At 74.7% G+C, this 26,809-nt stretch carries 26 protein-coding genes and 1 tRNA gene; 12 read left to right on the forward strand and 15 right to left on the reverse strand.

The window, feature by feature from the left end; all coding sequences use genetic code 11:
- Together NH342_RS12720 and NH342_RS12725 are read right to left on the reverse strand one after the other, a co-directional pair.
- On the reverse strand, positions 1 to 805 hold an 805-nt coding region (locus NH342_RS12720; protein ID WP_253015247.1), incomplete at its 3' end, for a glycosyltransferase family 2 protein.
- Between the two features lie 139 nt (positions 806 to 944).
- A complete protein-coding gene (locus NH342_RS12725; RefSeq protein WP_253015248.1) occupies positions 945 to 1,448 on the reverse strand; it encodes a putative immunity protein in 504 nt (167 codons plus the stop codon).
- Between the two features lie 109 nt (positions 1,449 to 1,557).
- On the opposite strand from NH342_RS12725, the gene NH342_RS12730 reads away from it, so the two are divergent.
- The 4 genes from NH342_RS12730 (at position 1,558) to NH342_RS12745 (ending at position 3,625) form a co-directional block, all read left to right on the forward strand.
- Positions 1,558 to 1,630, forward strand: a tRNA-Lys gene (locus NH342_RS12730).
- Positions 1,631 to 1,761: 131 nt separating this feature from the next.
- The gene (locus NH342_RS12735) at positions 1,762 to 2,238 is read left to right on the forward strand and encodes a DUF2975 domain-containing protein (protein ID WP_253015249.1); all 477 of its coding nucleotides are present in this window, start codon (positions 1,762 to 1,764) and stop codon (positions 2,236 to 2,238) included.
- Positions 2,238 to 2,462, forward strand: coding sequence for a helix-turn-helix transcriptional regulator (locus tag NH342_RS12740; RefSeq protein ID WP_253015250.1), 225 nt, complete (start codon positions 2,238 to 2,240; stop codon positions 2,460 to 2,462). Before NH342_RS12735 ends, NH342_RS12740 begins: the two co-directional genes overlap by 1 nt.
- Positions 2,459 to 3,625 (forward strand): NAD(P)/FAD-dependent oxidoreductase, encoded by a 1,167-nt coding sequence (locus tag NH342_RS12745; protein WP_253015251.1) that lies wholly within the window; start codon positions 2,459 to 2,461, stop codon positions 3,623 to 3,625. The genes NH342_RS12740 and NH342_RS12745 overlap by 4 nt, the downstream gene beginning before the upstream one ends.
- Here NH342_RS12745 and NH342_RS12750 read toward each other — a convergent pair.
- From NH342_RS12750 to NH342_RS12760, 3 genes are all read right to left on the reverse strand, one after another.
- A complete protein-coding gene (locus tag NH342_RS12750; RefSeq protein WP_253015252.1) occupies positions 3,555 to 3,755 on the reverse strand; it encodes a hypothetical protein in 201 nt (66 codons plus the stop codon). The two genes, NH342_RS12745 and NH342_RS12750, sit on opposite strands and share 71 nt — an antisense overlap.
- Positions 3,756 to 3,768: 13 nt before the next feature.
- Positions 3,769 to 4,674: an NAD-dependent epimerase/dehydratase family protein gene (locus NH342_RS12755; RefSeq protein ID WP_253015253.1), complete on the reverse strand. Its 906-nt coding sequence runs from the start codon at positions 4,672 to 4,674 to the stop codon at positions 3,769 to 3,771.
- Positions 4,675 to 4,735: 61 nt separating this feature from the next.
- On the reverse strand, positions 4,736 to 5,422 hold the full coding sequence (locus tag NH342_RS12760) for an IclR family transcriptional regulator (protein ID WP_253015254.1): 687 nt from the start codon (positions 5,420 to 5,422) through the stop codon (positions 4,736 to 4,738).
- A gap of 82 nt (positions 5,423 to 5,504) precedes the next feature.
- On the opposite strand from NH342_RS12760, the gene NH342_RS12765 reads away from it, so the two are divergent.
- Complete coding sequence (locus tag NH342_RS12765; RefSeq protein ID WP_253015255.1) at positions 5,505 to 6,254, forward strand: enoyl-CoA hydratase/isomerase family protein; 750 nt, start codon at positions 5,505 to 5,507, stop codon at positions 6,252 to 6,254.
- On the opposite strand, the gene NH342_RS12770 is transcribed toward NH342_RS12765, so the two are convergent.
- Entirely contained in the window at positions 6,251 to 7,708 is a 1,458-nt protein-coding gene (locus tag NH342_RS12770) for an MFS transporter (RefSeq protein ID WP_253015256.1), read from the reverse strand. The genes NH342_RS12765 and NH342_RS12770 overlap by 4 nt on opposite strands.
- 197 nt (positions 7,709 to 7,905) lie before the next feature.
- Here NH342_RS12770 and NH342_RS12775 point away from each other — a divergent pair, with 197 nt between their 5' ends.
- Complete coding sequence (locus NH342_RS12775; RefSeq protein WP_253015257.1) at positions 7,906 to 8,073, forward strand: hypothetical protein; 168 nt, start codon at positions 7,906 to 7,908, stop codon at positions 8,071 to 8,073.
- 4 nt (positions 8,074 to 8,077) lie between these two features.
- Here the strand turns inward: NH342_RS12775 and NH342_RS12780 are convergent, their stop codons facing one another.
- The 4 genes from NH342_RS12780 to NH342_RS12795 all read right to left on the reverse strand — a co-directional run bounded on the left by NH342_RS12780 (position 8,078) and on the right by NH342_RS12795 (position 13,369).
- Entirely contained in the window at positions 8,078 to 9,868 is a 1,791-nt protein-coding gene (locus NH342_RS12780; RefSeq protein WP_253015258.1) for an acyl-CoA dehydrogenase, read from the reverse strand.
- Between the two features lie 9 nt (positions 9,869 to 9,877).
- Positions 9,878 to 10,792: an alpha/beta fold hydrolase gene (locus NH342_RS12785; RefSeq protein ID WP_253015259.1), complete on the reverse strand. Its 915-nt coding sequence runs from the start codon at positions 10,790 to 10,792 to the stop codon at positions 9,878 to 9,880.
- 121 nt (positions 10,793 to 10,913) lie between these two features.
- A complete protein-coding gene (locus NH342_RS12790; RefSeq protein WP_253015260.1) occupies positions 10,914 to 12,839 on the reverse strand; it encodes an MDR family MFS transporter in 1,926 nt (641 codons plus the stop codon).
- A complete protein-coding gene (locus tag NH342_RS12795) occupies positions 12,836 to 13,369 on the reverse strand; it encodes a MarR family transcriptional regulator (protein WP_253015261.1) in 534 nt (177 codons plus the stop codon). Before NH342_RS12795 ends, NH342_RS12790 begins: the two co-directional genes overlap by 4 nt.
- A gap of 171 nt (positions 13,370 to 13,540) precedes the next feature.
- Here NH342_RS12795 and hrpA point away from each other — a divergent pair, with 171 nt between their 5' ends.
- The 3 genes from hrpA to NH342_RS12810 all read left to right on the forward strand — a co-directional run bounded on the left by hrpA (position 13,541) and on the right by NH342_RS12810 (position 18,853).
- Positions 13,541 to 17,473 carry an ATP-dependent RNA helicase HrpA gene (hrpA, locus tag NH342_RS12800; protein WP_253015262.1) on the forward strand — a complete coding sequence of 1,311 codons (3,933 nt, stop codon included), beginning with the start codon at positions 13,541 to 13,543 and terminating at the stop codon, positions 17,471 to 17,473.
- Positions 17,474 to 17,570: 97 nt separating this feature from the next.
- A complete protein-coding gene (locus tag NH342_RS12805) occupies positions 17,571 to 18,551 on the forward strand; it encodes a hypothetical protein (RefSeq protein ID WP_253015263.1) in 981 nt (326 codons plus the stop codon).
- A 137-nt stretch (positions 18,552 to 18,688) separates the two neighbouring features.
- Positions 18,689 to 18,853 (forward strand): hypothetical protein, encoded by a 165-nt coding sequence (locus NH342_RS12810; RefSeq protein WP_253015264.1) that lies wholly within the window; start codon positions 18,689 to 18,691, stop codon positions 18,851 to 18,853.
- 3 nt (positions 18,854 to 18,856) lie between these two features.
- On the opposite strand, the gene NH342_RS12815 is transcribed toward NH342_RS12810, so the two are convergent.
- Positions 18,857 to 19,126: a hypothetical protein gene (locus NH342_RS12815; protein ID WP_253015265.1), complete on the reverse strand. Its 270-nt coding sequence runs from the start codon at positions 19,124 to 19,126 to the stop codon at positions 18,857 to 18,859.
- Complete coding sequence (locus tag NH342_RS12820) at positions 19,093 to 20,115, reverse strand: MFS transporter (RefSeq protein ID WP_253015266.1); 1,023 nt, start codon at positions 20,113 to 20,115, stop codon at positions 19,093 to 19,095. The genes NH342_RS12815 and NH342_RS12820 overlap by 34 nt, the downstream gene beginning before the upstream one ends.
- Positions 20,116 to 20,195: 80 nt before the next feature.
- Here NH342_RS12820 and NH342_RS12825 point away from each other — a divergent pair, with 80 nt between their 5' ends.
- From NH342_RS12825 to NH342_RS12835, 3 genes are read left to right on the forward strand one after another with little or no spacing between them, the layout of a single operon-like run.
- On the forward strand, positions 20,196 to 22,484 hold the full coding sequence (locus tag NH342_RS12825; RefSeq protein WP_253015267.1) for a xanthine dehydrogenase family protein molybdopterin-binding subunit: 2,289 nt from the start codon (positions 20,196 to 20,198) through the stop codon (positions 22,482 to 22,484).
- Positions 22,484 to 22,990 (forward strand): (2Fe-2S)-binding protein, encoded by a 507-nt coding sequence (locus tag NH342_RS12830; protein WP_253015268.1) that lies wholly within the window; start codon positions 22,484 to 22,486, stop codon positions 22,988 to 22,990. The genes NH342_RS12825 and NH342_RS12830 overlap by 1 nt, the downstream gene beginning before the upstream one ends.
- Complete coding sequence (locus tag NH342_RS12835; RefSeq protein WP_253015269.1) at positions 22,987 to 23,850, forward strand: xanthine dehydrogenase family protein subunit M; 864 nt, start codon at positions 22,987 to 22,989, stop codon at positions 23,848 to 23,850. Before NH342_RS12830 ends, NH342_RS12835 begins: the two co-directional genes overlap by 4 nt.
- 96 nt (positions 23,851 to 23,946) lie before the next feature.
- Here the strand turns inward: NH342_RS12835 and NH342_RS12840 are convergent, their stop codons facing one another.
- From NH342_RS12840 to NH342_RS12850, 3 genes are all read right to left on the reverse strand, one after another.
- A complete protein-coding gene (locus NH342_RS12840; protein ID WP_253015270.1) occupies positions 23,947 to 25,221 on the reverse strand; it encodes a sulfate adenylyltransferase subunit 1 in 1,275 nt (424 codons plus the stop codon).
- On the reverse strand, positions 25,221 to 26,129 hold the full coding sequence (gene cysD, locus NH342_RS12845) for a sulfate adenylyltransferase subunit CysD (protein ID WP_308200651.1): 909 nt from the start codon (positions 26,127 to 26,129) through the stop codon (positions 25,221 to 25,223). Before cysD ends, NH342_RS12840 begins: the two co-directional genes overlap by 1 nt.
- 96 nt (positions 26,130 to 26,225) lie before the next feature.
- Positions 26,226 to 26,809 (reverse strand): inositol monophosphatase family protein (locus NH342_RS12850; protein WP_253015272.1); only part of this gene is annotated, 584 nt, incomplete at its 5' end.

The raw sequence follows: 26,809 nt of genomic DNA on the forward strand, positions 1-26,809 counted from the left end.
CGCGGACCCGGCGGCGGCGGGCCAGCGCCGGCACGGTCAGCACCGGTCCGGCGTGCGCGCGGGCGGCGGGGCTGGTGGCCACCGGGGCACCGACGCGGCGCAGGTCGCGCAGCAGCTCGGGGTCCCCGTCCAGCAGGTCCCACGGGCCGGGCGTGCCGCGGCGGTCGGTGACGGCGTGCAGCGCGGAGGCGTCGTAGAGCCCGACCTGCCCGTCGAGGGCGTACTCCGCCCGCTCCCCGCGCAGCGCGCCGAGCGTCCAGTCAGCCAGCTCGGCGGGGTCGCGGCGGACCAGCCGGCGGGCGACCGGGGTGGAGCCGAGCTCCTGGTCGACGCCGTAGCGGGCGACGACCCCGCCCGGGCGGCCGGCGAGGGTGCGCTCCAGCTGCTCCAGGCAGTCGGGGGCGAGCACGGTGTCGGCGTCGACGACGGCGACCAGGTCGGCACCGGTGCGGAAGCGGCGCCAGCCCGTGGTCAGCGCGCCCGCACGTCCGTCGGGGTTCTCCACGGTGCGCAGGACGGTGACGCCGGCGAACCCGCGGGCGATCTCCTCGGTGTCGTCGAGGCAGTCGTCGGCGAGCACCACGACGCGGTCGGGGACCCGGGTCTGCGCCTGCAGCGAGCGCAGGCACGCGGCGATCGTGCGCTCGGCGTCCTGGGCGGGGACGAGCACCAGCAACCGTGCGGTGGACGGCGCGGCCGGCTGCGCACGGTGCCGACCCAGCCGGGTGAGCAGGCGGGGGCGGGGCGGCAGCACCCGGCCCTGGACCAGCGGCCGGGTCGTGGAGACCTGGTGCTTGCCGGGCATGCGGGGGTGCTCGCTCTCTGCAGGACCTGTGCGGGGACCCGGACGACGCTAGGTGACCCTGCGTGGTCACGGCATCCCTCGATCGGTGCTGCTGCGGCCCCGGACGGGTGACGGGCGGTGCGCCGACCACGCTGGGTGATCAGGCACCGAAGACGGACCAGCACAGGGCGTCGCGCCGTGCCTGGTCGTCCAGCACCAGGTCCCGGACGGCGGCGGGCAACAGGGTGCGCTGCGCGTCGCGCTCCCGGCGTCCTGCGTCCGGGCCCCCGGCGGCGCGGACCGCCTTGATCGCGTACGCGGCGGCGCCCAGGTCGTGCTCGGCGACGTGCGCCACGACCGCGGCCTGGCCGGCGGCGTAGGCAGCGAACCGGGCGGCGCCCCGCAGGTCGCGGGCGGCCCCCATCGCGTGCCCGCCGGCGGCGCGGGTGGCCATCATCGGCAGGTCGCCGCGGGTCCAGGCGCGGACGGCGGCCAGTGCGTCGGACGGCCGGGTGTCGTCGGGGCGCTCGGCCGCGAACAGCGGCAGCACCCGCTCGGCGCACGCGGCCGCCCACAGCGCGAGCAGGTGGTGGTGCTCGTCGGTGAGCGTCCCGCCGCGGCGCACCGTGACCATCCGGGGGTCGCGCACCGGCGGCAGGATCACCGGCCCATCGTGCACCCGCGACTGTGCAGTTCCCGGGTCCGGAGCGCCCCGGGGACCCCGCCAACTGCACACTCGCCGTCCGGCGGCGCCCCCGTAGGCTCGAGGGCGCGGGCCTCTAGCTCAACTGGCAGAGCAGCGGACTTTTAATCCGCGGGTTGTGGGTTCGATCCCCACGGGGCCCACCTCGTGCAGCACGGTCAGCTCGGGTCGGCTGCGGTGTCCCCCCGGCTGAGGCAGCAGCCGAGCCGTGGTGATCACGACGCCGACGGCGTGGGCTATTGACATTCGATAGGTTTCGATCGATGGTCGATGCATGCCTCGTCTGCGGGTGGTCCCGCTGCTCCGCGTCTTCCTGGTCGCCCTGTTCGGGGTCGTGCTGGTGCTGCAGCTGTTCTCCTTCCCCGGGCAGTTCGCCTCCATGGCCCGGGTCGATGCCGAGCTCGCCTGGCTGCGCTGGCCGCTGACCCTGGTCGCCGGCGGCACCCTGCTCGGGTTCGAGGTCGTGCTGGTCGCGACCTGGAAGCTGCTCGGCATGGTCGAGCGCGACGCGATCTTCACCACCGACGCGCTGCGCTGGGTGGACGTCGTCGTGCGCGCGACGGCGTGCGGGGGAGCGGTGTTCGCCGCCGGGTTCCTGCTCGTCGGCATCAACGCCACCGACCCGGGCCTGCCGCTGCTGCTGTTCGTCGTGCTGCTGGGCATCGTCGTCGTCGAGCTGGTCGTGCTGGTGCTGCGGTCGCTGCTGCGCCAGGCCACCGAGCTGCGCAGCGACCTCGAGCAGGTCATCTGATGCCGATCGTCGTGCGCATCGACGTGCTGCTGGCCGAGCGCCGGATGGGCGTGGGCGAGTTCGCCGAGAAGGTCGGCCTGACCCCCGCCAACGTCGCGGTGCTGAAGAACGGCCGGGCCAAGGCCGTGCGGTTCAGCACCCTGGAGTCCATCTGCCGGGTGCTCGACTGCCAGCCCGGTGACCTGCTGCACTGGGTGGACGAGGACGCCGAGGTGGTCTCGTGACCGACGTCCTGGTGATCGGCGCGGGCCTGGCCGGGCTGCACACCGCCACTGGGCTGGCCCGCCGCGGCCACGCGGTGACCCTCGTGGACCGGCGCTCGCGGCTGGACGGAGCGGTGCGCACCACCGGCATCTTCGTGGCCCGCACGCTCGCCGACTTCCCGCTGCCGCAGGCCCACCTCGGCCCGCCGATCAGCCGGGTGGTGCTGCACCCGCCCTCGGGTCGCCGTGCGGTCGTGCTGGACAGCCCCCGCACCGAGTACCGGGTCGGGGACATGGCCGGCCTGTACCTGGCCGCCGCGCGGGACGCCGTCGAGGCCGGTGTCCGCATCTCGCTGGCCACCCGGTTCCTGGGCCGGGACGGCGACGGCTGGCGGCTGGCCGGCCCGGGCGGCGAGCGCACCGTGCGCGCCCGGTTCCTGGTCGGGGCCGACGGCGCCCGCTCCCGGGTGGCCGCGGAGCTCGGCCTGGACCGCAACCGGCACCTGCTGGTGGGTGCCGAGGTGGTGTTCGCCGTCCCCCGGCACGACCGCCCGCCGGCCTTCCACTGCGTGCTCGACCCGGTGCTCGCCCCGGGCTACCTGGCCTGGGTGGTCGACGACGGCGAGCACGTGCACGTCGGCACCGCGGGCTACCCCGACCGCTACCCGCAGGGCCTCACCGCCGCGCTGCGCAGCGTCGCCGCCACCGCACCGGGCCTGCACCACACCGTGCCCGCGGACGCCGAGCGCCGCGGCGGGCCCATCCCGGTCGGCGGTCTGCTGCGCCGGATCAGCTCGCCCGAGGGCCTGCTGGTCGGTGACGCGTCCGGCGCGGTCTCCCCGCTCACCGCCGGCGGCCTGGACCCCTGCCTGCGCCAGGCGGCGCAGGCCGTCGACGTCCTGGACACCGCTCTGCGCGCCGGCACGACCCCGGTCGGCTACGACGGCGCGGCGCTGCGGCGGACCTTCCGGGGCCGGATCGCCCTGCGGCGGGCGCTGGCCGCCGTCCGCTCACCCGGGCTGGTGGAGGCCGGGTTCCCGCTGCTGGCCACCCCGCCCGGGCGGGCGCTGGCGAGGGCCGTGCTGTTCGGGGACCGCTCGTTCCCCGACGCGGTCAGCGGCGACCGCGCAACCGGGGCGCCAGCACGATCCCCAGCAGCACCAGGGCGACGGCGAGGACGATGAGGTCCCCCCACGGCCAGATCGACCCGGTGTCACCGCGGGCCAGGCCGTAGACGGCGTAGGCGCCCACCAGCACCGGCACCGCCGTCCACCACACAGGGGTCTTGGGCTTGTCCTCGGCGGGCTCGGTCATGCCTGCACGGTAGTCAGCGCGACCGCCAGGCCCGGACCAGCTCCTGCTCCCGCTCGGCGGTCAGACCCGCGGTCAGGCCGCCGGACAGCGCGTGGTCCCAGGCCCACTGCACGGTGTCCCGGGCGGTCTCGGCCATCGGCCGGGAGGTCAGGCCGCCGCCCCGGTGCTCGTCCTCCCGGGGGGCGCTGCCGTCGGGGAACCACAGCGGTCGCCGGTCCACCGGCACGTCGTGCAGCTGGTCGTGCAGCCAGCCCTCATCGGCCCACACCAGCTCGACGTGCTCGGTGGTCGACCCGGCCCCGGTCTCGCAGGCCGCGATGACCTCCCCCAGGGTGTCCGGCCGCCCCGGCCCGACGGCGTCGTGCACACCGGTCGCGCCGTCGTCGAGCAGCTGCACCAGCCAGTCGGCGACGTCCCGCACGTCGGCGTACTCCACCCGGCGCGAGGGGTCGCCGGGCACGAGCACCGGGTCGGGCCGGGTCCCCTCGCGGGCGCGGGCCAACCGCAGCGGCCAGTAGCCGAACCGGTCGGAGGGGTCACGGGGACCGACGAGCGTGCCCACCCCCGCCAGCAGCACCCGGTCACCGAAGGCCCCGGCCAGCAGCTCCCCGGCCGCGGCCCGGTCGGCGAGCGCGGACACCGAGCAGTACGTGCCCACCCGGTCCCTCAGCACCTCGGCGGTGCGCCGGACCGCCGTCGGACCGGGCCGGGTGTCCACGGCGGTGTCCAGGACGGCGTCCCAGGTCCCCGAACCCAGCGCGGACAGGTCGCCGTCCCGGTCGCCGGTGAGCACCACGGCGTGCTCCACCGGGCTCTCCCCCGACCGGTCGAGCACGGTGACCTCGTGGCCGCGGCCCAGCGCGGCGGTGACGGCGTAGTGGCCCAGGAAGCCACCCCCGCCCAGGACCAGCAGGTGCACGGCGGCTCCCGTCGTCGATGGCGCGATCGGTCCCGCCGCCCTACCCCCGCCGTCGGGGGCCTCAACCCAGGGCGTCGGAGACCCGGTCCGCGGCGGTCACCAGCACCGGGCCGACCACCTCGTCGTCGACGGTCTGGTCCACGAAGATGACCGCCAGGGCGCCGGCCGCCGGGCCGTCGGGACGGCGGACCGGCGCGGCGACGGCCCGCATGCCCGGGATGACCTCGCCCAGGGACGACGCCCAGCCGCGCGCGCGGGCGGCCACCAGCTCGGGGCGGTCGTCGGCCGAGGGCGGTTCCGGGATGAGCAGGGCCTGGCCGGTGGCGCCCAGCTCGACCGGGTGCCGGTTGCCCGGCCGGAACGCCACGTGCGCGGGGGAGTCACGCGGTTCGACGGCGTTGACGGTGACCGCCTCCGCGCCGTCGCGGACCACGAGGAACGCGGTCATGCCCAGCTGCTGCACCAGCCGGGCCAGCTCCGGGGTGGCTGCGGCCTGCAGCGTGCGGCGCACCGCGCGGGACAACCCGACCACGCCCAGGCCCACGCCGTAGCTGCCCTCGGCGTCCCGCTCGACCAGCCGGTGCGCCTCCAGCGTGCGCAGCAGCCGGTAGGCCACCGACCGGTGCACGCCCACCGCGGCCGCGACGGTGGCGATGGACTGGGGGGTGCGGGTGGTGGCCAGGTGCTCCAGCACCCGGATGCCCCGGTCCAGCGTCTGGGACGCGGGCACCTCGACGTCGTCGACCACGTGCCTCCCTCCGTCCCCGATGGCGTATTCCAGCACGGCCGTCCAGGCGCGGGTGCCGGACCGGCGTGGTCTGATCTCCGGCATGGCTGACGACGAGGTCCTCCTGGAGGTGGACGGCGGCGTCGCCGTCGTCACCCTCAACGCCCCCGACCGGCGCAACGCGCTGACCCCCGCGATGGCCGCGGAGTTCATCGCGGTGCTCGAGGAGGTCGACGCCCGCGACGACGTCGGCGCGCTGGTGCTCACCGCCGTCGGCAGGAGCTTCTGCGCCGGCGGCGACGTGCAGACCCTGCTCGACGCGGGGAAGGACCCCGCCGCCGGCCCCGCCTGGGACGGGATGGGCGCGATCTACGACTCCTTCTACCGGCTGGGCCAGGTGCGGGTGCCGACCGTCGCCGCCGTCCGGGGGTCGGCCGTGGGCGCGGGCATGAACATGCTGCTGGCCGCCGACCTGCGGGTGGTCGCCGACGACGCCCGGCTGATCTGCGGCTTCCTCAAGCGCGGTCTGCACCCCGGCGGCGGGCACTTCGTCATCCTGTCCCGGCTCGTCGGCCGGGAGGCCGCGGCGGCGATGGCGCTGTTCGGGGAGGAGGTCAGCGGGACGCGGGCCGCCGAGCTGGGCCTGGCCTGGGCGGCGCTGCCCGCCGACGAGGTCGAGCCCCGGGCCCGCGAGTTCGCCGCGCGGGTGGCCGCCGACCCCGAGCTGGCCCGCGTCGCGGTGGCCAACTTCCGCAAGGAGACCGGCCCGCCGCACGTCACCTGGGAGGTCGCGACCCAGTTCGAGCGGCCGGCGCAGATGTGGTCGATGCGCCGGTCCGCCGACCGGGGCTAGCGGATCCCGCTCACCGGCGACCACTCGCCCGCGCACGCGGTCGCCGCCTCGACGTCGGCGAGCTCGTCGGGCCGTCGGGTGCCCCGCCGGCCCCACAGCGCCGCGACGCCGGTGACCAGCGCGCTGCCGCCACCCAGCAGGGCGACGACGGTGAACGACCCCGCCGACGGCAACCCGCTCGCGTCGGCGGACCCGGCCACGACGGTGATGATGAGGGCGCTGGCCAGCGCGCTGCCGACCGACCGGGTGATGGAGTTGACCCCGTTGGCCACGCCGGTCTCGCCGGCGTCGACCGCCTGCACCACCAGCGCGGGCAGCGCCGCGAACGCCACCGTCACCGCCAGCTGGGTCAGCAGCCCGACCAGCACCACCACCCACGGCAGCGACCGGGCCAGCGCGAACAGGACGAACCCGGCCAGCCCGGACGCCGCCCCGATCATCAGCGTGGTCTCCCCGCCGATCCGGGCGACCACCTGCCCGGCGAAGGGGGCCAGCACGATCCCGGCGACGCCGCCGGGCAGCAGGTAGACCACCGCCGCCTCCAGGGTGGACGCGCCGAAGCCGTACCCCGCCGCGGCCGGCACCTGCACGAACTGGGTGACCGCCAGGAACGAGGCGAACAGGCCGAACCCGGTCATCAGCCCGGCGACGTTGGGCACCAGCATCCGGCGGTCGGCCAGCAGCTGTGGCCGGACCAGCGGGTGGGTGCGGCGGCGCTGCAGCAGCACCCAGCCGACCAGCACGACGACCGCCCCGGCCAGGCAGCCCAGGGTGGCCGGGGACCCCCAGCCCCAGGTGTGGCCCTGCGACAGCGGCAGCAGGAGCAGCACCAGCCCGGCCCCCAGCAGCACCGCGCCCCACCAGTCCACCCCGCCGGTCGCGTTGGCCGGCCGGTCGGGCAGCGCCCACGCCGCCAGCGCCAGCGACACCAGCGCGATGGCCAGCCCCAGCCAGAACGGGTGGTGGTAGTCCCCGCCGTCGCGGGTCAGCAGACCGGTGACGACCAGGCCGATGACCCCGCCCACGGCCAGCGTGCTGGACACCACCGACATGGCCACGGTCAGCCGCTGCGCCGGCAGCTCCCGGCGCAGGATGGAGATCGACAGCGGGAACAGCCCGTACGAGGCGCCCTGCAGCACCCGGGCGACCAGCAGCACCGGCAGGGACGTCGTCAGCACCGCCAGCAGCGTGCCCGCGCTGATGACCACCAGGACGCCGAGCACCACCCGCCGCTCGCCCAGGGTGTCGCCGAGCCGGCCGATCACCGGTGTGAGCACGGCGGCGGCGAGCAGGTTCGCCGTCAGCACCCAGCCCGCCGCACCTGCCCCCACGCCGAGCTGCGCGCCGATGACCGGGAGCATGGGCACCACCAGCGACTGCAGCAACGACAGCGTCGTCACCGCCAGCGCCAGGGTGAGCACCAGCACCCCGGCGCGCGGGGCTTCGCGGGTCACGGGACCTCCTGGTCGACATCGGTAGCCTGACCCCCGCATGGGACCACGCCGTCCGGGACTGTGAGCACCGTTACCTCATCTTCACCTGGCTTCTGGGTGATGCGGGGTTCGGTTGCCGAAGATGCGGGCAGTGGACGTCACGGATGACGTACCGGCGGGTCCTCCGCCGGGTTCTCGAGAGGATGGGGACCAACCCGATGCTGCTGTGGCCGGTCGTGACCCTCGTGGGTTTCCTGCTGCTGACCGCCCTGGTGATCGCGATGGGGACGCAGTCGACGTCCCGCTACGAGACCGAGAAGCGCACCGCCGTCGCCCCCACCCCCCGCGGCCGGCACGCCGCCGCCGCGGAGTCCCTGTCGGCCTGACCCGTCAGAGCCAGGCCGGGTCGGCGTCCAGCGTCGTCCGGTCCAGGCTCGCCAGCAGGTCCAGCTGCGGCCCGGTCCGCGGCAGCTCGTAGCGCTGGAAGTACCGGGCCGCGGCCCGCTTGCCGGCGTAGAAGTCGCCCTCGCCGTCCCCGGCGGCGAGCACCTGCTCCAGCCACAGCCAGGCCACCACGACGTGGCCCACCGCCTCCAGGTAGACCGTGGCGTTGGCCAGGGTCACGTCCGGGTCCCCGGCCCCCCACAGGGTCTGGGTCACCGCGCCCACCCGGGCCACCGCGGCGTCGACGTCGGCGGCCAGGTCGGCCCACTCCGTGCCGGCTGCCCGCGCCGTCGTCGCCCCGATGGTCTCCGCCAGCAGGCGCAGGCCCTCGCCGCCGCCGGCCACGACCTTGCGGCCCAGCAGGTCCAGGCCCTGGATGCCCACCGTGCCCTCGTGGATGGGGTTCAGCCGGTTGTCCCGGTAGAACTGCTCGACCGGGAAGTCGCGGGTGTAGCCGTAGCCGCCGTGCACCTGGATGGCCAGGTCGTCGGCGGCCAGCCCCCACTGCGAGGGCCAGCTCTTCGCGATCGGGGTGAGCACCTCGAGCAGCGTGTGCGCCTGCTCGCGCTCGCCGGAGGTCTGCGCAGTCTGTTCTTCGTCCACCAGCTTCGCGCAGTACAGCCCCAGCGCCAGGCCACCCTCGACGTAGCTCTTGGCCGCCAGCAGCATCCGCTTGACGTCGCTGTGCTCCACGATGGCCACCGGCGGCGCCAGCGGGTCCTTGCCGGCGGGCGGCCGGCCCTGGGTGCGGGTGCGGGCGTAGTCGAGCGCGTGCAGGTAACCGGTGTAGCCCAGCGCCGTCGCGCCGAGCCCGACGCCCACCCGGGCCTCGTTCATCATGTGGAACATCGCGGCCAGTCCGCGGTTCTCCTCGCCGACCAGCCAACCGACGGCGCCGGGGCGCCCGCCCGGGGTGTGCACGCCCTCGCCGAAGGCGAGCAGCGTGTTCGTCGTCCCGCGGTAGCCCATCTTGTGGTTCAGCCCGGCCAGCACGACGTCGTTGCGCTCGCCGACGCCGTCCCCCTCGGGCAGGAACTTGGGGACGACGAACAGGCTGATCCCCTTCACGCCCGCCGGTCCGCCGGGGATCTTCGCCAGCACCAGGTGGACGATGTTCTCGCTGAGCTCGTGGTCGCCGCCGGAGATCCACATCTTGGTGCCGGTGAGCCGGTAGGAGCCGTCCTCCTGCGGCTGCGCCTTCGTGGTGATGTCGGCCAGGCTCGAGCCGGCCTGCGGCTCGGACAGCGCCATGGTGCCGAACCAGCGGCCCTCGGCCATCGGGCGGACGTAGGTCTCGACCTGCTCCGGGCTGCCGTGCGCGAGCAGCAGGTGCGCGTTGGCCATGGTGAGGAACGGGTAGGCCGAGCTGCCCACGTTCGCGGCCTGGAACCACACCGTCGCGGCCTTGCTCACCACCTGCGGCAGCTGCATGCCACCCAGCTCCTCGGGCAGCGTGCCCGCGGCCAACCCGGCCTCGCCGAACACCTTGAGCGCCGCGGCCACCTCGGGCACGAGCACGACCTTGCCGTCCACGACGTGCGGTTCGTGCTCGTCGGCGGCCCGGTTGTGCGGGGCGAAGTGCTCGACGGCGATCTCGGCGGCCAGGTCGAGGACGGCGTCGAACGTGCCGCGGTCGTGCGAGGAGAACCGCTCCCGCTTGGTCAGCTGCTCGACCTGCAGCCACTCGTGCAGCAGGAAGTCCAGGTCGCGACGGGACATCACCAGTGATGCGCGCATGGCCCGAGGCTAGGCCTGCAGGAAGCCCCGCAGCGCGTCGAGGGTCTGCTCCGGCGCCTCGTCGACGAGGAAGTGGCCGGCGTCCACCGGCCGGCCCGTGACCAGGTCGTCGCGGGCCGCGCGCTCGCGCCAGACCGCCAGCACGTCGTCGGGGCCGGTGCCCACCACGCTGCGCCCACCCCACAGCACCAGCAGCGGGCAGGTCACCCGGCGTCCGGCGGCGGCGTCGGCCGCGTCGTGCTCCAGGTCGACCGAGGCGCCGGCCCGGTAGTCCTCGAGCATCGCGTGCCGGGTGGCCGGGTCGGCGAAGCAGCGCTCGTACTCGGCCAGCTGCGCGGGGGAGTGCGCGTCCAGCGGCCCGCCCCAGCCGCCGAGCAGGCTGTGCAGGTAGCCGGTCGGGTCGCCGGCGATCAGGTTCTCCGGCAGCGGGGCGGGCTGCAGGTAGAAGAACCAGTGGTAGTAGGCCGTGGCGAGCCGTCGGTCGACGTGGTCGTAGACGTGCGCTGTCGGCAGCACGTCGAGGACGGCGGCGCGGGTGACCCGGTCGGCGTGGTCCAGGGCCAGCCGGTGGGTGACCCGGGCGCCGCGGTCGTGGCCCACCACCGCGTAGGCCTCGTGGCCCAGGTGCGCCATCAGTGCGGCGACGTCGGCGGCCATGGCGCGGAAGGAGTACGGGGCGTGGTCCGCGGCGTCCGCGGGCCTGCCGGAGTCGCCGTAGCCGCGCAGGTCGGGGACGACCAGCGTGTGGTCACGGGCCAGGTCGGGGGCGATCCCGGCCCACAGTGCGTGGGTCTGCGGGTAGCCGTGCAGCAGGAGCAGCGGCGGCCCCTCGCCCCCGGTGACGGCGTGCACCCGGGTGCCCCCGAGCGGGTGCTCCACGTCGAGGTCGAGCACGTCGAACCCGGGGAACGAGGGATCACCCATGGGGGAACCCTGGCCCATCGGCGCCGACCCCGCACATGATCATGGGGTTGTCGCCGCCGGACGCGCCGGTGGGCGGCGGTCCGGCGGCGACAACCCCATGATCGACGGGGCGGCCGGGAGGTCAGGCCTTCGGGCGACCGGCCGGTATCTGGTCGGCGGGCAGGTGGTCGGCGGGGATGCTGGCCAGCCCGGTGGGTCGGCCGTCGTCCCCCTCGTGCTTGCCGTGCTCGGCCCCGAGGTCCTCGTGCCTGCCCACCGGCTGGTCGGTCACGACGGCGTGCCGGCCGGTGTCGGTGGTGCTGTCGGTCGCGGCACTGGACGTGGGTGCTGCCGCGCCGGCGGCGTTCGCCGCGACGGTGGCCGGCTGCTCGGCGGGGGCGTCGGCGGTCGGCGCACCCTCCGCCGCACCCGCGGCCCGGGCCTGGACGCCGGACTGGTTGCGCAGGGGGACCTGCGGCAGCCAGAACAGCACGACCAGCCCGACGACCAGGACGATCGCGGCGAGCAGGAACACGAAGTCGATCGAGGTGGAGAACCCGTCCTTGAACGGGCGGGCGAGGAAGTCCGGCAGCTGCGAGATGAACGAGGTGTCCGAGAGGGCGCTGCCGCCCGCGGGCAGCTGCCCGCTCTGCACGGCCTGGGCGACCTGCGGGTCGCTGGCCGCGGCCGAGCTGATCGAGTTGCCGATGTCGGTGGGCAGCCGGGTGAACAGCACCGAGAGGAAGATCGCGGTGCCCAGGGTGCCGCCCATCTGGCGGAAGAAGGTCACCGAGGAGGTGGCCACGCCGATCTCGCGGGGGCTGACGGCGTTCTGCACGGCCAGGATGATCGGCTGGAAGTTGAAGCCCAGGCCGACGCCCATCGCGACCATGAAGGGCACCATGAGCCAGTAGTTGGTGTCCGCGCCGACGACGAAGGACAGCGAGGTCAGCGCCGCGATCATCAGCACCAGGCCGATGAGCGGGAACTTCTTGTACTTGCCGGTCTTGCCGATCACGATGCCAGAGCTCATCGCGCCGGTCATGATGCCCAGCACGAGCGGGATCATCTGCAGGCCGGCCTCGGTGGCCGAGGAGCCGTGCACGATCTGCAGGTACTGCGGCAGCAGCAGCAGACCGCCGAACATGCCCATGCCGACGACGACCGAGCTGACCGCGCTGACGGAGAACGTCCGGTTCTTGAACATCCGCAGCGGCAGCAGCGCGTCGTCGCGGTAGGCCCGCTCGGCCAGCACGAAGGCGACGAAGCCGACCGCGCCGATGACGTAGCAGACGACGGCGCTGGTCGAGGCCCAGCCCCAGGTGCGGCCCTGCTCGGCGACGATCAGCAGCGGCACCAGGAAGGCGATGAGGGTCAGCGCGCCGGGGTAGTCGATGCGCCGGCTCTGCCGGGTGTGCGGCAGGTGCAGGTTCTTGAAGACCACGGCCAGGGCGAGGATGCCCAGCGGGACGTTGACCCAGAAGATCCAGCGCCAGCCGTCCAGGCCCAGGATCGAGTCCTGCCCGGCCAGGGCGCCACCGATGACCGGGCCGAGCACCGAGGAGGTGCCGAAGACGGCCATGAAGTAGCCCTGGTACTTCGAGCGCTCCCGGGGCGGCACGATGTCGGCGATGATCGCCAGCGCCAGCGACATCAGGCCACCGGCGCCGATGCCCTGCACGGCCCGCCACGCGGCGAGCTCGTACATCGAGGTGGAGATGCCGCACAGCGCGGAGCCGATGACGAACACCGCGATGGCGAACAGGAAGAACGGTCGCCGGCCGTAGATGTCCGACAGCTTCCCGTAGAGCGGGGTGGCGATCGTGGAGGTGATGAGGAAGGCCGTGGTGGCCCAGGCCTGCAGGTCGTAGCCCTGCAGGTCGTCGGCGATGGTGCGGATGGCCGTGGAGACGACGGTCTGGTCCAGCGCGGCCAGGAACATGCCGAGCAGCAGGCCGATGAGGATGGTGATGATCTGGCGGTGGGTGAAGGTGCCGTCGGCACCGGGTGCGGCGGCCGCAGCCCGGGCGCCGGCGGAGGGCTCCGCGCGGTCGGTGGTCTGGGTCATCGGTCCTTCTCGGGGGTGGGGCGGGACAGGGTGGCGGCGACGCCCGGGAGCGCGTCGGCGAGGTCGCCGACGAAGCGCTCCAGGAGGTCGCCGAAGGTGGTGAGGTCCTCGTCGGACCAGTCGGCGGTCACCGACTCGAACAGCGCCTCGCGCTCGCGGTGCATCGCGGCGACGACGTCCTCGCCGGCCGGGGTGATCACCAGCTGGCTGGCGCGGCCGTCGTGGGCGTCGGCGACCCGCTGGACGAGACCGGCGTCGACCAGGACGGTGACGTGCCGGCTGACCGTGGAGGGGTCGGCGTGGACCATCTCGGCCAGGGCGCTCTGCCGCTGGGGCCCGAGGCGCACCAGCGGGAACAGCAGCACGTGGGCGGCCCGCTCGCGGGAGTCGCCACCGGCGGTCACGGCGGTCTTGAGCGCGTGGATGACCCGCATGAGGCGGGCCATCTGGTCGGACACGGTGTGCACGTCCCCGCGCCGGTCGCCCGGGCCGGGCGCGCGCGGGGCGGGGGCCAGGAGGGAGTCGGGCACGAACGCTCCGGGGGAGGGGAGGGACCGTCCCGCGGTGGCGGGACGGTTGGACGGTACAACTCGTTGCTGGGTACATGCAATTCGTTGCGGCGTGCATGTTGATGTGATGTGCGCAACTGGTCGTCGTCCGCACCGGCAACCGGGTGGCGGGAGGGTGCGACCCTGGAGGGCGTGCCTGCCGAGACCGACGACCTCCGGTCCCGGCTGCCCGCGCTGACCCTCGACGACGAGCACCGGCTGCGCCGGCGGCTGGACCAGCTGCGCGGGGTGCGCGACCCCGCCGCCCGCGCCCGCAAGCGCGAGCAGCTCGCCGCCGACGTCGTGCGGGCCGAGGCCCGCATCGCCGCCCGCGCGGCCGCCGTCCCGGCCGTGACCTACCCCGAGCAGCTGCCGGTCAGCGGACGTCGGGACGACATCGCCGCCGCGATCCGGGACCACCAGGTCGTGGTGGTGGCCGGCGAGACCGGGTCGGGCAAGACCACCCAGCTGCCCAAGGTCCTGCTCGAGCTGGGCCGCGGCGTGCGCGGCCGCATCGGGCACACCCAGCCGCGCCGGATCGCCGCCCGCACGGTCGCCGAGCGGATCGCCGAGGAGCTGGGCTCGCCGCTGGGCGAGGTGGTCGGCTACAAGGTGCGGTTCACCGACCAGGTCAGCGACACGAGCCTGGTCAAGCTGATGACCGACGGCGTGCTGCTGGCCGAGGTGCAGCGCGACCGGCTGCTGCGCCAGTACGACACGATCGTCGTCGACGAGGCGCACGAGCGGTCGCTGAACATCGACTTCCTGCTGGGCTACCTGGCCCAGCTGCTGCCCCGCCGCCCCGACCTCAAGGTCGTCATCACCTCGGCGACCATCGACGTCGACCGCATCGCCAAGCACTTCGGCGACGCCCCGGTGGTCGAGGTCAGCGGGCGGACCTACCCGGTCGAGGTGCGCTACCGGCCGGTCGTGGACCCCGACGACGCGGAGGCGGACCCCGACCGCGACCAGGTGACGGCGATCGTGGACGCCTGCCGCGAGCTGGTCGCCGAGGGCCCGGGCGACGTCCTGGTGTTCCTGGCCGGCGAGCGGGACATCCGCGACACCGCCGACGCGCTCGGGGACGCCGCCCTGCAGGCGGAGGTGCTGCCGCTCTACTCCCGGCTGTCGGCCGCCGACCAGCACAAGGTCTTCCAGCCGCACACGGGCCGGCGGATCGTGCTGGCCACCAACGTCGCCGAGACGTCGCTGACCGTCCCCGGCATCCGCTACGTCGTCGACCCCGGCACCGCCCGGATCAGCCGGTACTCCGCGCGCACCAAGGTGCAGCGGCTGCCGATCGAGGACATCAGCCAGGCCTCGGCCCGGCAGCGCTCGGGCCGCTGCGGCCGGACCTCGGACGGCATCGCGATCCGGCTGTACAGCGAGGAGGACTTCGAGAGCCGGCCGGAGTTCACCGACCCGGAGATCCTGCGGACGTCGCTGGCCTCGGTGCTGCTGCAGATGGCCTCCCTCGGCCTCGGTGCGGTGGAGGACTTCCCGTTCCTGGACCCGCCGGACCGCCGCGCGGTGGCCGACGGGTACGCCCTGCTCGACGAGCTGGGGGCGCTGCGCGACGGCCGGCTCACCGAGACCGGCCGGGCGCTGGCCGCGCTGCCGCTGGACCCCCGGCTGGCCCGCATGGTGGTGGAGGCCGACCGGCGCGGGGTGCTGGAGGAGGTGCTGGTCATCGCCGCGGGGCTCACCGTGCAGGACGTGCGGGAGCGCCCCGCCGACGCGCAGGCCGCCGCCGACCAGCTGCACGCCCGGTTCGCCGCGGAGGACTCGGACTTCCTCTCGATCCTGAACCTCTGGCGCTACCTGGTGGACCGCCAGTCCGAGCTGAGCGGCAACCAGTTCCGCCGCACCGTGAAGCGTGAGTACCTGCACTGGCTGCGCATCCGGGAGTGGCAGGACCTGCACGGCCAGCTGCGCGGCACCGCCCGCCGGCTCGGGATGACCACCGGCGACCTGGCGGCCGAGCCCGACGAGCGCGGCGTGCACGCGGCGCTGCTGTCGGGCCTGCTCTCCCAGGTCGGCCTGCAGCAGGACCTGGGCAAGGACGCCTCTCCGGGGGACAAGCGGCGCGGCTCGCGGGAGTACCTGGGCGCCCGCGGCGCGAAGTTCGTCATCGCACCCGGCTCGGTGCTCACCCGCAAGCCGCCGCGGTGGGTGGTCGCCGGCGAGCTGGTGGAGACCAGCCGGCTGTTCGCCCGGACCGTGGCCCGGGTCGATCCCGACACGATCGAGCGGCTGGCCGACCACCTGGTCAAGCGGCAGTACTCCGAGCCCCGGTGGGACGCCAAGCGCGGGTCGGTCGTGGCCACCGAGCGGGTCACCCTCTACGGCATCCCGCTCGTGGTGGGCCGGCGCGTGCAGTACGGCTCGATCGACCCGGTGCTCAGCCGCGAGCTGTTCATCCGGCACGCCCTCGTCGAGGGCCAGTGGCACACCAACCACCGGTTCTGGGCGCACAACCAGGGGGTGCTGGCCCAGGTCGCCGAGCTCGAGGAGCGGGCCCGGCGCCGGGACCTGCGGGTGGACGACGAGACGGTCTTCGAGCTCTACGACGCCCGCATCGGCGCCGAGGTCGTCTCCACCCGGCACTTCGACACCTGGTGGAAGCAGGCCCGCCGGCAGGACCCGCACCTGCTCGACCTCACCCCGGAGATGGTCACCGACGCCGCGGTCGCCGAGGAGGTGCGGGCCGGGGACTTCCCCGACGAGGTGCACCTGACGCACGGCCTGGTGCTGCCGCTGTCCTACGCCTTCGACCCCGGCGCCGAGGACGACGGCGTGACCGTGGACGTCCCGCTGGGCGTGCTGGACACCGTGGCGGCGGAGACCTCGGGCGCGTCGCTGGCCTGGACGGTCCCCGGGCAGCGCGAGGAGCTGGTGACGGCGCTGCTGCGCGGGCTGCCCAAGCAGCTGCGCCGCGGCCTGGTGCCGATCCCGGACCGGGTGCGCGAGGTGCTGCCGCACATCGACCCCACCGAGCCCCTGCTGCCGGCCCTGGAGCGGGAGATCCGCCGCGCGGTGGCCGTGCAGGTGCCCCCCGACGCGTGGTCGCCGTCGTCGGTGCCCGACCACCTGCGGGCCACCTTCCGGGTGCTCGACGACCGCGACCGGACCCTCGCCACCGGCAAGGACCTCGACGCGCTGCGGGCGCAGGTGGCGGGGGAGTCGCGCAGGGCGCTGGCCCGCGCCTCGGCCGACGTCTCCCGCACCGGCCTGACCACCTGGACGCTCGGCACGCTGCCGGGGACGGTGCAGGTCGACCGGCAGGGCCACCTGGTGACCGCCTACCCGGCCCTGGTCGACGAGGGCGCCACGGTCGGCGTGCGGGTGGTGCCGACGGCGGCCGAGGCCTCGCGGCTGAGCTGGGCCGGGGCGCGCCGGCTGCTGCTGCTCGCCGTGGGGTCACCGGCGGCGAAGGTGGTCAAGTCGCTGCCGCCCCGCAGCCGGCTGGCCCTGCAGTTCAACCCGGACGGCGAGATCCCCGACCTGGTCGCCGACTGCGTGGACGCCGCCGCCGACGAGCTGGTCGCGCTGCACGGCGGCCCACCGCGCACCCAGGAGGCCTTCGACGCACTGGTCGAGGCCTCGCGCACCCAGTTGCACACGCTGACCGCCGAGGTGGTGCGCCGGGTGGAGGCGGTGCTGACCCAGGCCCGCGAGACCGCGATCGCGATCGGCGCCGCACCCGGCCGGGGCGTGCCCGCCGTCGCGGTGGCCGACCTGCGGGCCCAGATGACCGGGCTGCTGCACCGCGGCTTCGTCGCCGCGACCGGGCGCCGGCGGCTCCCCGACGTCGTCCGCTACCTGAGGGCGATGGCGGTGCGGCTGGAGAAGCTGCCGGCCAACGCCGCCCGCGACGCGCTGGGGCAGGCCCAGGTCGAGGCCGTGTGGGCCGAGTACCTGGAGGTCCGCGGTCGCGTGCCCGCGGTCGGTGGCCCGGACGACCCGGTGGTGCGGATCCGCTGGATGGTCGAGGAACTGCGGGTCAGCCTGTTCGCCCAGGCGGTCGGCACGCCCCGTCCGGTCAGCGAGCAGCGCATCCACAAGGCGATCGACGCCCTCGGCTGACCCCCGCCCCGTTGATCATCGTCATCCGCAGCTCAGACGCGCCGACGCCCGCCGTGTCCTGCCTGCACCAGACGATGATCATCCCGGGGGTGGGTGCATGAGGGCAGCCGAGGCCGTCGCGGCGGCCGCGGACGCCGTCCTCGATCGATGGTCGGGCGACCCGGCTCTCCGCGGGGCGTTCCTCGCCGGCTCGGTCACCGACCTCGAGCCGGACGACGAGGTGCCTGCGACCTCCGACATCGACGTCACCGTGGTGCTCGTCGGGACGACGGGTGGACGACGCAAGGTCCGCATCGGCGAGCTGGTCGTGGAGACCACCCTGCTGGACGTCGCCGAGCTCGCAGACGAGGAGCGGGTGGCCCGCACGCACTGGCTGGCGCCGTCCTTCCGCGGCGGGTTCGTGCTCGCCGACCCGACAGGCGCGCCGCGGCGGCTCGAGGACCGCATCGCACCGGGGTTCACCGCGCCGGACGCCGTCCTGGGCCGGGTGGACGACGTGCTGCAGCTGGTGCGGCACCGCCTGGCTACCGCCGGACCGGCCGACTCGTGGGCTGCCGCCGTCCTCGGGTGGGTGTTCCCGATCAGCCTGCCCACCCAGGCGCCGCTGGTGGCTGCCCTGCGCACCCCGACGGTCCGCCGCAGGTACGCCGCCGCGCGGGAGGTGCTCGACGCCGGCACCCACGAGTGGCTGACCGGGCTGCTGGTACCGCACGACCCCGGGCCCGCTGCGGTGCGTGCGGCCCTCGGCGACCTGGCCGCCGCGTGGCCGGCGGACGGGGTCGACGATGCGGACCTGCCCTTCGCCGCAGACCTCTCGGCGTGGGCGCGCGCAGTGGCGCTGCGCGGCGGCGCGGAGCTGGTGGACGCCGGTCTGCACCGCGAGGCGGTCTTCTGGACGGTCGTCTCGGCGGCCCGGTGCGCGGTGGCGCTCGGGCGGGGGGACGGCGCACCGTTCGCCGACCTGGCCGCCGGGTTGACCGGTGTCCGGGACTCCGCGGACCTGGCGGCGCGACGCGATCGCTGCCTCGCCGGGCTCCCGGCGCTTCGCCAGGCGTGCGTCGACCTGATCAGCCGCTAGCAGGGTGCGCGCAGTGGGCATTCCGGTCGCGGAATGCCCAGTGGGCGCACCATGCCCGGCTCTGTCGGGCGGTTTGCGGTGAGGCGTCGGCGGGGAGGGTCCGGCAGGACGTCCACCGACGAAGGAGCCGCACCGCGATGAGCGAGACCAGCAACGAGACGCACACCGCCGGCGAGGGGGTCAGCGACCGCGAGATGGTCGAGGCCGTCGCCGAGCAGACCGACAGCGCCTCGGTCAACGCGCAGCACGCCGGCAAGGACTGGGACGGCGACCCGTCCGAGGCCCCCGACCCGACCGAGTGACCCTCAGGCCCGCGCCGCCTCCGGCAGGACGACGGCGCGGGCCGCGCCCCACCCCGCCCAGGCCATCGGCACCAGCAGCACGAGCAGCAGCCCGACCGACCACGACCACCCACCCGTGAGGTCGTGCAGCGCGCCCAGCGCTACCGGCCCGGTCGAGGCCACCAGGTAGCCCAGGCACTGCGCCACCCCGCCCATCCGGGCCGCGGTCAGCGGGGTCGCGCTGCGCAGCACCACCAGCGTCAGCCCCAGCGCGAACCCGCCGCCCTGCGCCACCCCGAACAGCGAGACCCACACCACGGCGCCGGCGCCCGGCGACAGCAGCAGGCCGCCCAGCCCCAGGACGTAGCAGGCCAGCACCACCCCGACCAGCGACCGCTGCCCCCGCCGCGCACCTGCAGCCGCCCGGCCAGCGTCGGGCCCAGGAACGCGCCGACCGCGCCGGTCACCGTGGCCACCGCCAGCAGCAGCCCGGCCTCGGCCGCCGGGAGGCCGGCGTCCACCAGCAGCGTGGGCAGCCACGCGCTCAAGCCGTAGAACTGGGTGCTCTGCATGCCCAGGAACAGCGTCACCCGCCACGCCAGCCCGTGCCGCAGCAGCCCCCACGACGGGCCCGGCGCCCCCACCCGCGCGACCCGGCCGGTCCCGGCCACCGGCAGCCACACCGCCAGCGCGAGGACGGCGAGCAACCCCCAGACCGCCAGCGCCCCGCGCCAGTCCCACCCCAGCGCCGCGCCGATCGGCACCGTGAGCCCGGCGGCCAGCGCGGCACCGACGTTGAGCGCGGCGGAGTACACGCCCATCACCAGGCCGGGCTCGGCGAACTCCCGCTTGACGTAGGCGGGCACCAGCACGTTGGCCACCGCGATCGCGCCCCCGGCCACGACGGTGCCGGCGTAGAGGGCGACCACCGGCGGCAGCAGGCGCAGCGCCGTCCCCGCGGCCAGCAGCACCAGCGACGCCGCGACCGCCGTCCCCAGGCCGACCCGCCGGGCCAGCTGCGGCGCCACCGGTGCGAAGACGCCGAAGCACAGCACCGGCAGCGCGGTCAGCAGGCCGGCCAGGGCGCTGGACAGACCGGTGTCGGCCCGCAGCTGGCCCAGCACCGGCGCCACGCCCACCACGGCCGGCCGCTGGTTGAGCGCCACGACGACGACCGCGACCACCACCAGCAGCAGGCGTCCCCGGGTCGCCTGCGCCGCCTGCACGAGGGCCAGTCGACCACGGGAGTGGCACCGGGTGCCGACCAGGGTGGTCCCGCTCACACGCACCGTGCGAGAGTGACGCCGAGCACCCCGTCCGCGGGGCGCGTTCCACCCGTCGTCTGAGCTACGGAAGCGAGCGCATGAGCATCCTCGGCACCCGGGTCGTCCGCACGGAGGACCCCCTGTTCCTGACCCGTGGGGCGGTCTACACCGACGACCTCACCGACGAGCGCCTCACCGGCGCCCTGCACGCGACGTTCGTCCGCTCGAACGTCGCGCACGGCACCGTCACCTCGGTCGACGTGTCCGCGGCGAAGGAGGCCCCGGGCGTGGTGGCCGTGTACACCGCCGAGGACCTCGGCGACCTGCAGCCGGTACCCCCGCCGCTGCCCTTCCTGGACGCCGGCTTCTCCCGGCCGTGGCTGGTCCCGGTCGGCGGCCGCGTGCACTTCGTGGGCGACCTGGTCGCCGTCGTCCTCACCGAGGAGCGCTACCAGGGCGAGGACGCCGCCGAGCAGGTCGTGGTCGACATCGACCCGCTGCCGGCCGTCGTCACCACCAAGGCCGCCGCCACCGACGAGACGGTGCTCTTCCCCGAGGTCGGCACGAACAAGGTGGCCGCGTTCGGCGAGCCCGCCCCCGAGGACTTCTTCGCCGACTGCGAGGTGGTCGTCCGCCGGGAGATCGTCAACCAGCGCGTCGCCGCGGCACCCCTGGAGACCCGCGCCGCCTCCGCCGCGTGGGGCGAGGACGGCCGGGTCACCATCTGGTGCACCAACCAGGGCGCGCAGCAGGCCAAGGGCCAGATCGCCGGCTGGCTGGGCCTGGACCCCGCACTGGTCCACCTGGTCACCCCCGACGTCGGGGGTGGGTTCGGCGCCAAGATCGGGGCCGACCAGGAGTACGCGTTCGTCGCGTGGCTGGCGCAGAGGTCCGGCCGGCCGGTCCGCTGGACCGAGAGCCGCTCGGAGAACATGACCGGCATGCTCCAGGGCCGCGCCCAGGACCAGGTCGTCACCATCGGCGGCACCCGCGACGGCAAGGTCACCGCCTACAGCCTCGAGGTCACCCAGGACTGCGGCGCCTACCCGCGCATCGGCACCGTGCTGCCCACTTTGACGATGCTCATGGCCGCCGCGGTCTACGACATCCCCAAGGTGCACGCACAGGCCACCTGCTACGCCACCAACGGCACCTCGATCGGCGCCTACCGCGGCGCCGGCCGGCCCGAGGCCACCGCGGCGATCGAGCGGGCGATGGACCTGTTCGCCGCCGAGATCGGCATGGACCCCGCCGAGGTGCGCCGGGTCAACTTCATCCCGACCTTCACCGAGCCGGTCACCACCTCCTCGGGCGCCACCTACGACAGCGGCGACTACGAGGCCGCGCTCGACCGCGTGCTCGCGGCCGCCGGCTACGCCGAGCTCCGGGCCGAGCAGGCCCGTCGACGTGAGCGCGGCGACGTCCGGCAGCTGGGCATCGGCGTCTCGGCCTACGTCGAGATCACCGGCGCCGACTCCGGCCACGGGACCTCGGAGAACGCCGAGCTGGAGGTCCACGCCGACGGGACGGCGACCGTGCTCACCGGCACCTCGCCGCACGGCCAGGGCCACGCCACCACCTGGGCGATGCTGGCCAGCGAGCAGCTGGGCATCCCGGTCGAGAAGATCACCGTGCTGCACGGCGACACCGACCGGATCCCCGACGGCGGCGGCACCATGGGCTCGCGTTCCCTCCAGCAGGGCGGCGCGGCGGTGCACCAGGCCGCCGTCGAGCTGGTCGAGGTGGCCCGCAAGCGCGCCGCCGAGCTGCTGGAGGCCAACCCCGACGACCTCGAGGTCGACCTCGCCAACGCCGGCCTGTCGGTCAGGGGCACGCCCGGTGTGGGCGTCACCTGGGCCCAGCTGGCCGCCGACGAGCAGCTGATCGTGCAGACCACCTTCACCGCCAACGCGCCGACCTTCCCGTTCGGTGCGCACGTCGCCGTCGTGGAGACCGACGTGGAGTCGGGCAAGGCCGTGGTCACCCGGCTGGTCACCGTCGACGACGCCGGCACGATCATCAACCCGCTGCTGGCCGAGGGGCAGCGGCACGGCGGCATCGCGCAGGGCGTCGGCCAGGCGCTGCTGGAGGAGATCCTCTACGACGAGGACGGCAACCCGCAGACCTCGACGTTCGCCGACTACCCGTTCGTCTCGGCCACCGAGCTGCCCAGCTTCGAGCTGGTCGAGATGGCCACGCCCACCCCGATGAACCCGCTCGGCGCCAAGGGCATCGGCGAGGCCGGGACCATCGGCTCCACCCCGGCGGTGCAGTCCGCCGTCGTCGACTCGGTCGCCCACCTCGGCGTCCGGCACGTCGACATGCCCGCCACCTCCATGCGCGTCTGGCGCGCGATCCGCGAAGCCCAGAAGGGGAGCACCAACTGATGCAGGTCTCGATGACCGTCAACGGGCAGCAGCGGACCGACGAGGTCGAGCCGCGCACCCTGCTGGCCCACCACCTCCGCGACAACCTCGGGTTGACCGCGACCAACATCGGCTGCGACTCGACGTCCTGCGGTGCGTGCACCGTGATCGTCGACGGGCTGACCGTGAAGAGCTGCACGGTGCTCGCGCTGCAGGCCGAGGGCTCCGAGGTGACCACCCTGGAGGGGCTGGCCGGCCCGGACGGCGAGCTGCACCCCGTGCAGGCCGCGTTCCGGTCCGAGCACGGCCTGCAGTGCGGGTTCTGCACCTCGGGCATGGTCATGGCCGCCGTGGGCGTGCTGGCCGACAACCCGAACCCCACGGACCGGGAGGTCCGCGAGGGCATCGAGGGCAACCTCTGCCGGTGCACCGGCTACCACAACATCGTGCGGGCAGTGCTCAAGGCCGCCGAGTCCGGTCCGGCCGCCGGCCAGGTCCCCACGGCCAAGCAGGAGGTGACCGCGTGATCCCGTCGCCGTTCGAGTACGTGCGGGTGTCGACGGTCGACGAGGCCGTGGCCGCCCTGGCCGAGCACGGCGAGGACGCCAAGGTCCTCGCCGGCGGGCACTCGCTGCTGCCGATCATGAAGCTGCGGCTGGCCGTGCCGTCGGTGCTGATCGACATCTCCGGGGTGCAGGAGCTGTCCTACGTGCGGGTCGAGGGCGACGAGGTGGCGATCGGTGCCACCACCCGGCACCACGAGCTGGAGAAGTCCGAGGTCGCGCAGGTCGAGGTGCCGCTGCTGCCGCACGTGGCCTCGCGGGTCGGTGACCGGCAGGTCCGGCACAAGGGCACCCTCGGCGGCACGGTCGCGCACTGCGACCCGGCGTCGGACCTGCCCACGGCGCTGCTGGCGCTCGGCGCGACCGTGGTGGTGCAGGGCCCGTCGGGCCGGCGCTCCATCCCGATCACCGAGTTCTTCCTCGGGTTCTTCGAGACCGCGATGGCCGACGGTGAGCTCGTGGTCGAGCTGCGGGTGCCGCGCACCGGCGACGGCGGCTGGGGCTACGAGAAGTTCACCCGCCGGGAGAACGACTGGCCGATCGTGGCCGCCGCCGCGGTGCACCTGCCCGACGGCTCGACCGGGGTGGCGCTGGCGAACATGGGCGGCGTCGTCCTGCGGGCCTCGGCCGTGGAGGCCGCGCTGGCCGAGGGGAAGAGCATCGAGGAGGCCGCGGAGCTCGCCGCCGAGGGCACCTCGCCGTCCTCGGACATGCACGCCGACGCCGAGTACCGCTCGCACCTGGCCCGCCTGCTCACCCAGCGCGCCCTCAAGGTCGCCTCCGGCGAGACCGGGGCCAGCACCGCGGAGTCCACTGCGGCGTAGCCCACCGCCCTGACGGGTCCATCCGCGACGACGCCCCTTGCTCCGCGCCACGGCACGGAGCAAGGGGCGTTCGCGCGGGTCAACCTTCGGTGGGGCTCACAGCATGCCGGCGCCGACCGTGGCGTTGGTGGCCTCGTCGACCAGGATGAACCGGCCGGTCGCCCGGTTGCGGGCGTAGTCGTCGACGAACAGCGGCTGCGTGGTGCGCAGGGTGACCCGGCCGATGTCGTTGAGGCCCAGCTGGCCGGCCTCGACGTCGTGGTCGAGGGTGTTGACGTCCAGCCGGTGGTGCACGGACCTCACGATCGCCCGCACCGACCGCGTGGTGTGCTTGAGCACCAGCTTGCGGCGGTCGCGCAGCGGCTCGTCGGTCATCCAGCAGACCACCGCCTCCAGGTCCTGGGTGACGGTCGGGGTGTCGCCGACCGGGCAGAGCAGGTCACCCCGGGAGACGTCGACGTCGTCGGCCAGCCGCAGGGTGACCGCCATCGGCGCGAACGCCTCCTCCAGCGGGCCGGCCGGGCCGTCGATCGCGGCCACCGTCGTGGTCCGCCCGCTCGGCAGCACCTGCACGGCGTCCCCCACCCGGACGACGCCGCTGGCCACGCTCCCGGCGTACCCCCGGTAGTCCCGGTGCGCCTCGGACTGCGGCCGGATCACGTACTGGACGGGGAACCGGAACGCGGTGCGCACCAGCTCGCTGCCCACCTCGACCTCCTCGAGGTGGTGCAGCAGCGAGGGCCCGTCGTACCAGGGCATCCGCTGCGAGGCGGTCACCACGTTGTCCCCGGCCAGCGCCGAGATCGGGACGACGGTGACGTCGGGGACGCCCAGCCGGTCGGCGAAGGCGGTGGCCTCGTCGCGGATCGCGGTGAACACCTCGGCCGACCAGCCGACGAGGTCCATTTTGTTCACCGCGACCACCAGGTGCGGGACCCGCAGCAGCGCGGCCAGGAACGCGTGCCGGCGGGACTGCTCCAGCACGCCCTTGCGTGCGTCCACCAGCACGATCGCGAGGTCGGCGGTGGAGGCGCCGGTGACCATGTTGCGGGTGTACTGCACGTGCCCGGGGGTGTCGGCCAGGACGAACGTGCGGCGCGGGGTGGTGAAGTACCGGTAGGCGACGTCGATGGTGATGCCCTGCTCCCGCTCGGCGCGCAGGCCGTCGGTGAGCAGCGACAGGTCGACGTGGTCGCCGCGCGAGGCCCGCGCGATGGCCTCGTACTGGTCCTCGAACACGGCCTTGGAGTCGTACAGCAGCCGGCCGATGAGGGTGGACTTGCCGTCGTCGACCGAGCCCGCGGTGGCGATCCGCAGGATGTCCTTGCGGGCGGCGGCGATCTCCGTGGCAGCGGCCTCGAGCGTCGTCATCAGAAGTAGCCCTCCTTCTTGCGGTCCTCCATCGCGGCGTCGCTGACCTTGTCGTCGCCCCGGGTGGCGCCGCGCTCGGTCAGCCGGGTCACCGCGATCTCGGCGATGACCTCCTCGACGGTGGTCGCCGTCGAGCGGACCGCCGCGGTCAGGTTCGCGTCGCCGACGGTGCGGTAGCGCACGGACTCGCGGACCACCGTCTCGCCCGGCCGCGGGGTGATGAACTCGTTGACCGCGTAGAGCATGCCGCCGCGGTCGACCACCTCGCGCGGGCTCGCCAGGTACAGCGACGGGATGGCGATCCCCTCCTGCGCGATGTAGCTCCAGATGTCGAGCTCGGTCCAGTTCGACAGCGGGAACACGCGGATCGACTCACCGAGGTGGATCCGGCCGTTGTAGAGGTCCCAGAGCTCGGGCCGCTGGTTCTTGGGGTCCCACTGGCCGAACTCGTCGCGGAAGCTGAACACCCGCTCCTTGGCCCGCGCCTTGTCCTCGTCCCGGCGCGCGCCGCCGAACAGCGCGGTGAAGCCGTGCTGCTCCACCGCGTCCAGCAGGACCGGGGTCTGGATGCGGTTGCGCGACCCGCCCCGCTCCTCGCGCACGGTGCCCGCGGCGATGGCGTCGGGCACCGAGGCCACGACCAGCTCGACGCCCAGCTCGGCGACGCGGCGGTCGCGGAAGGCGAGCACCTCGGGGAAGTTCAGCCCGGTGTCGACGTGCATGACCGGGAACGGGATGCGGGCCGGCGCGAAGGCCTTGCGGGCCAGCTCCAGCATGACGATGGAGTCCTTGCCGCCGCTGAACAGCAGCACCGGCCGCTCCAGCTCGGCGGCCACCTCGCGGATGACGTGCACGGACTCGGCCTCGAGCGTCTGCAGCTGGGTCAGGTGCAGGTCGGCGGTGGTGATCACGCGCGGGTGCTCCGGGGATCGGGGACGGGGTCTGGACCCTCCCAACCACATCGACGTGGTGGGGATTCCGGCGACCAGTGTCCGGTACGCCCCTCAGCGCACGGCAGCCAGCACCCGGTCGGCCAGTTCGGGGCGGCAGACCACCAGGTCCGGCAGCCACGTGTCGGGGGCGTTGTAGACCAGCGGCGACCCGTCCAGCCGCGACGTCCACAGCCCGGCGGCGCGGGCGACGGCCACGGGTGCGGCGGAGTCCCACTGGAACATCCCCCCGGCGTGCACGTAGGCGTCGGCCTCCCCGCGCACCACGGCCAGCGTCTTGTAGCCGGCCGACCCCAGCGGCACCAGGACGGCGTCCAGCGCGGCGGCCGCGGCCCGCGCCACCTCGGGCGGCCGGGAGCGGGACACCGCGACCCGCAGCCGGTCGGCCGCCGGGGGGACGACCGGGGCGGGGTCGGTGCTGAGCACCTCGCCAAGCGCGGGCAGCCCCACCGCCCCGGCGGGCAGGTCGTCCGCCGCCCGCTCCCACAGCGCGACGTGCACCGCCCAGTCGTGCCGGCCGCCGGCCCGGGACTCCTTCGTGCCGTCCAGCGGGTCGACGACCCACACCCGGTCGGCGGCCAGCCGCGCCGGGTCGTCGGCGGCCCCCGCCATCGACACGATCCGGGCTCGCGGTCGCA

It is taken from the genome of Klenkia sp. PcliD-1-E, assembly GCF_024124375.1.
Classification (GTDB): domain Bacteria; phylum Actinomycetota; class Actinomycetes; order Mycobacteriales; family Geodermatophilaceae; genus Klenkia.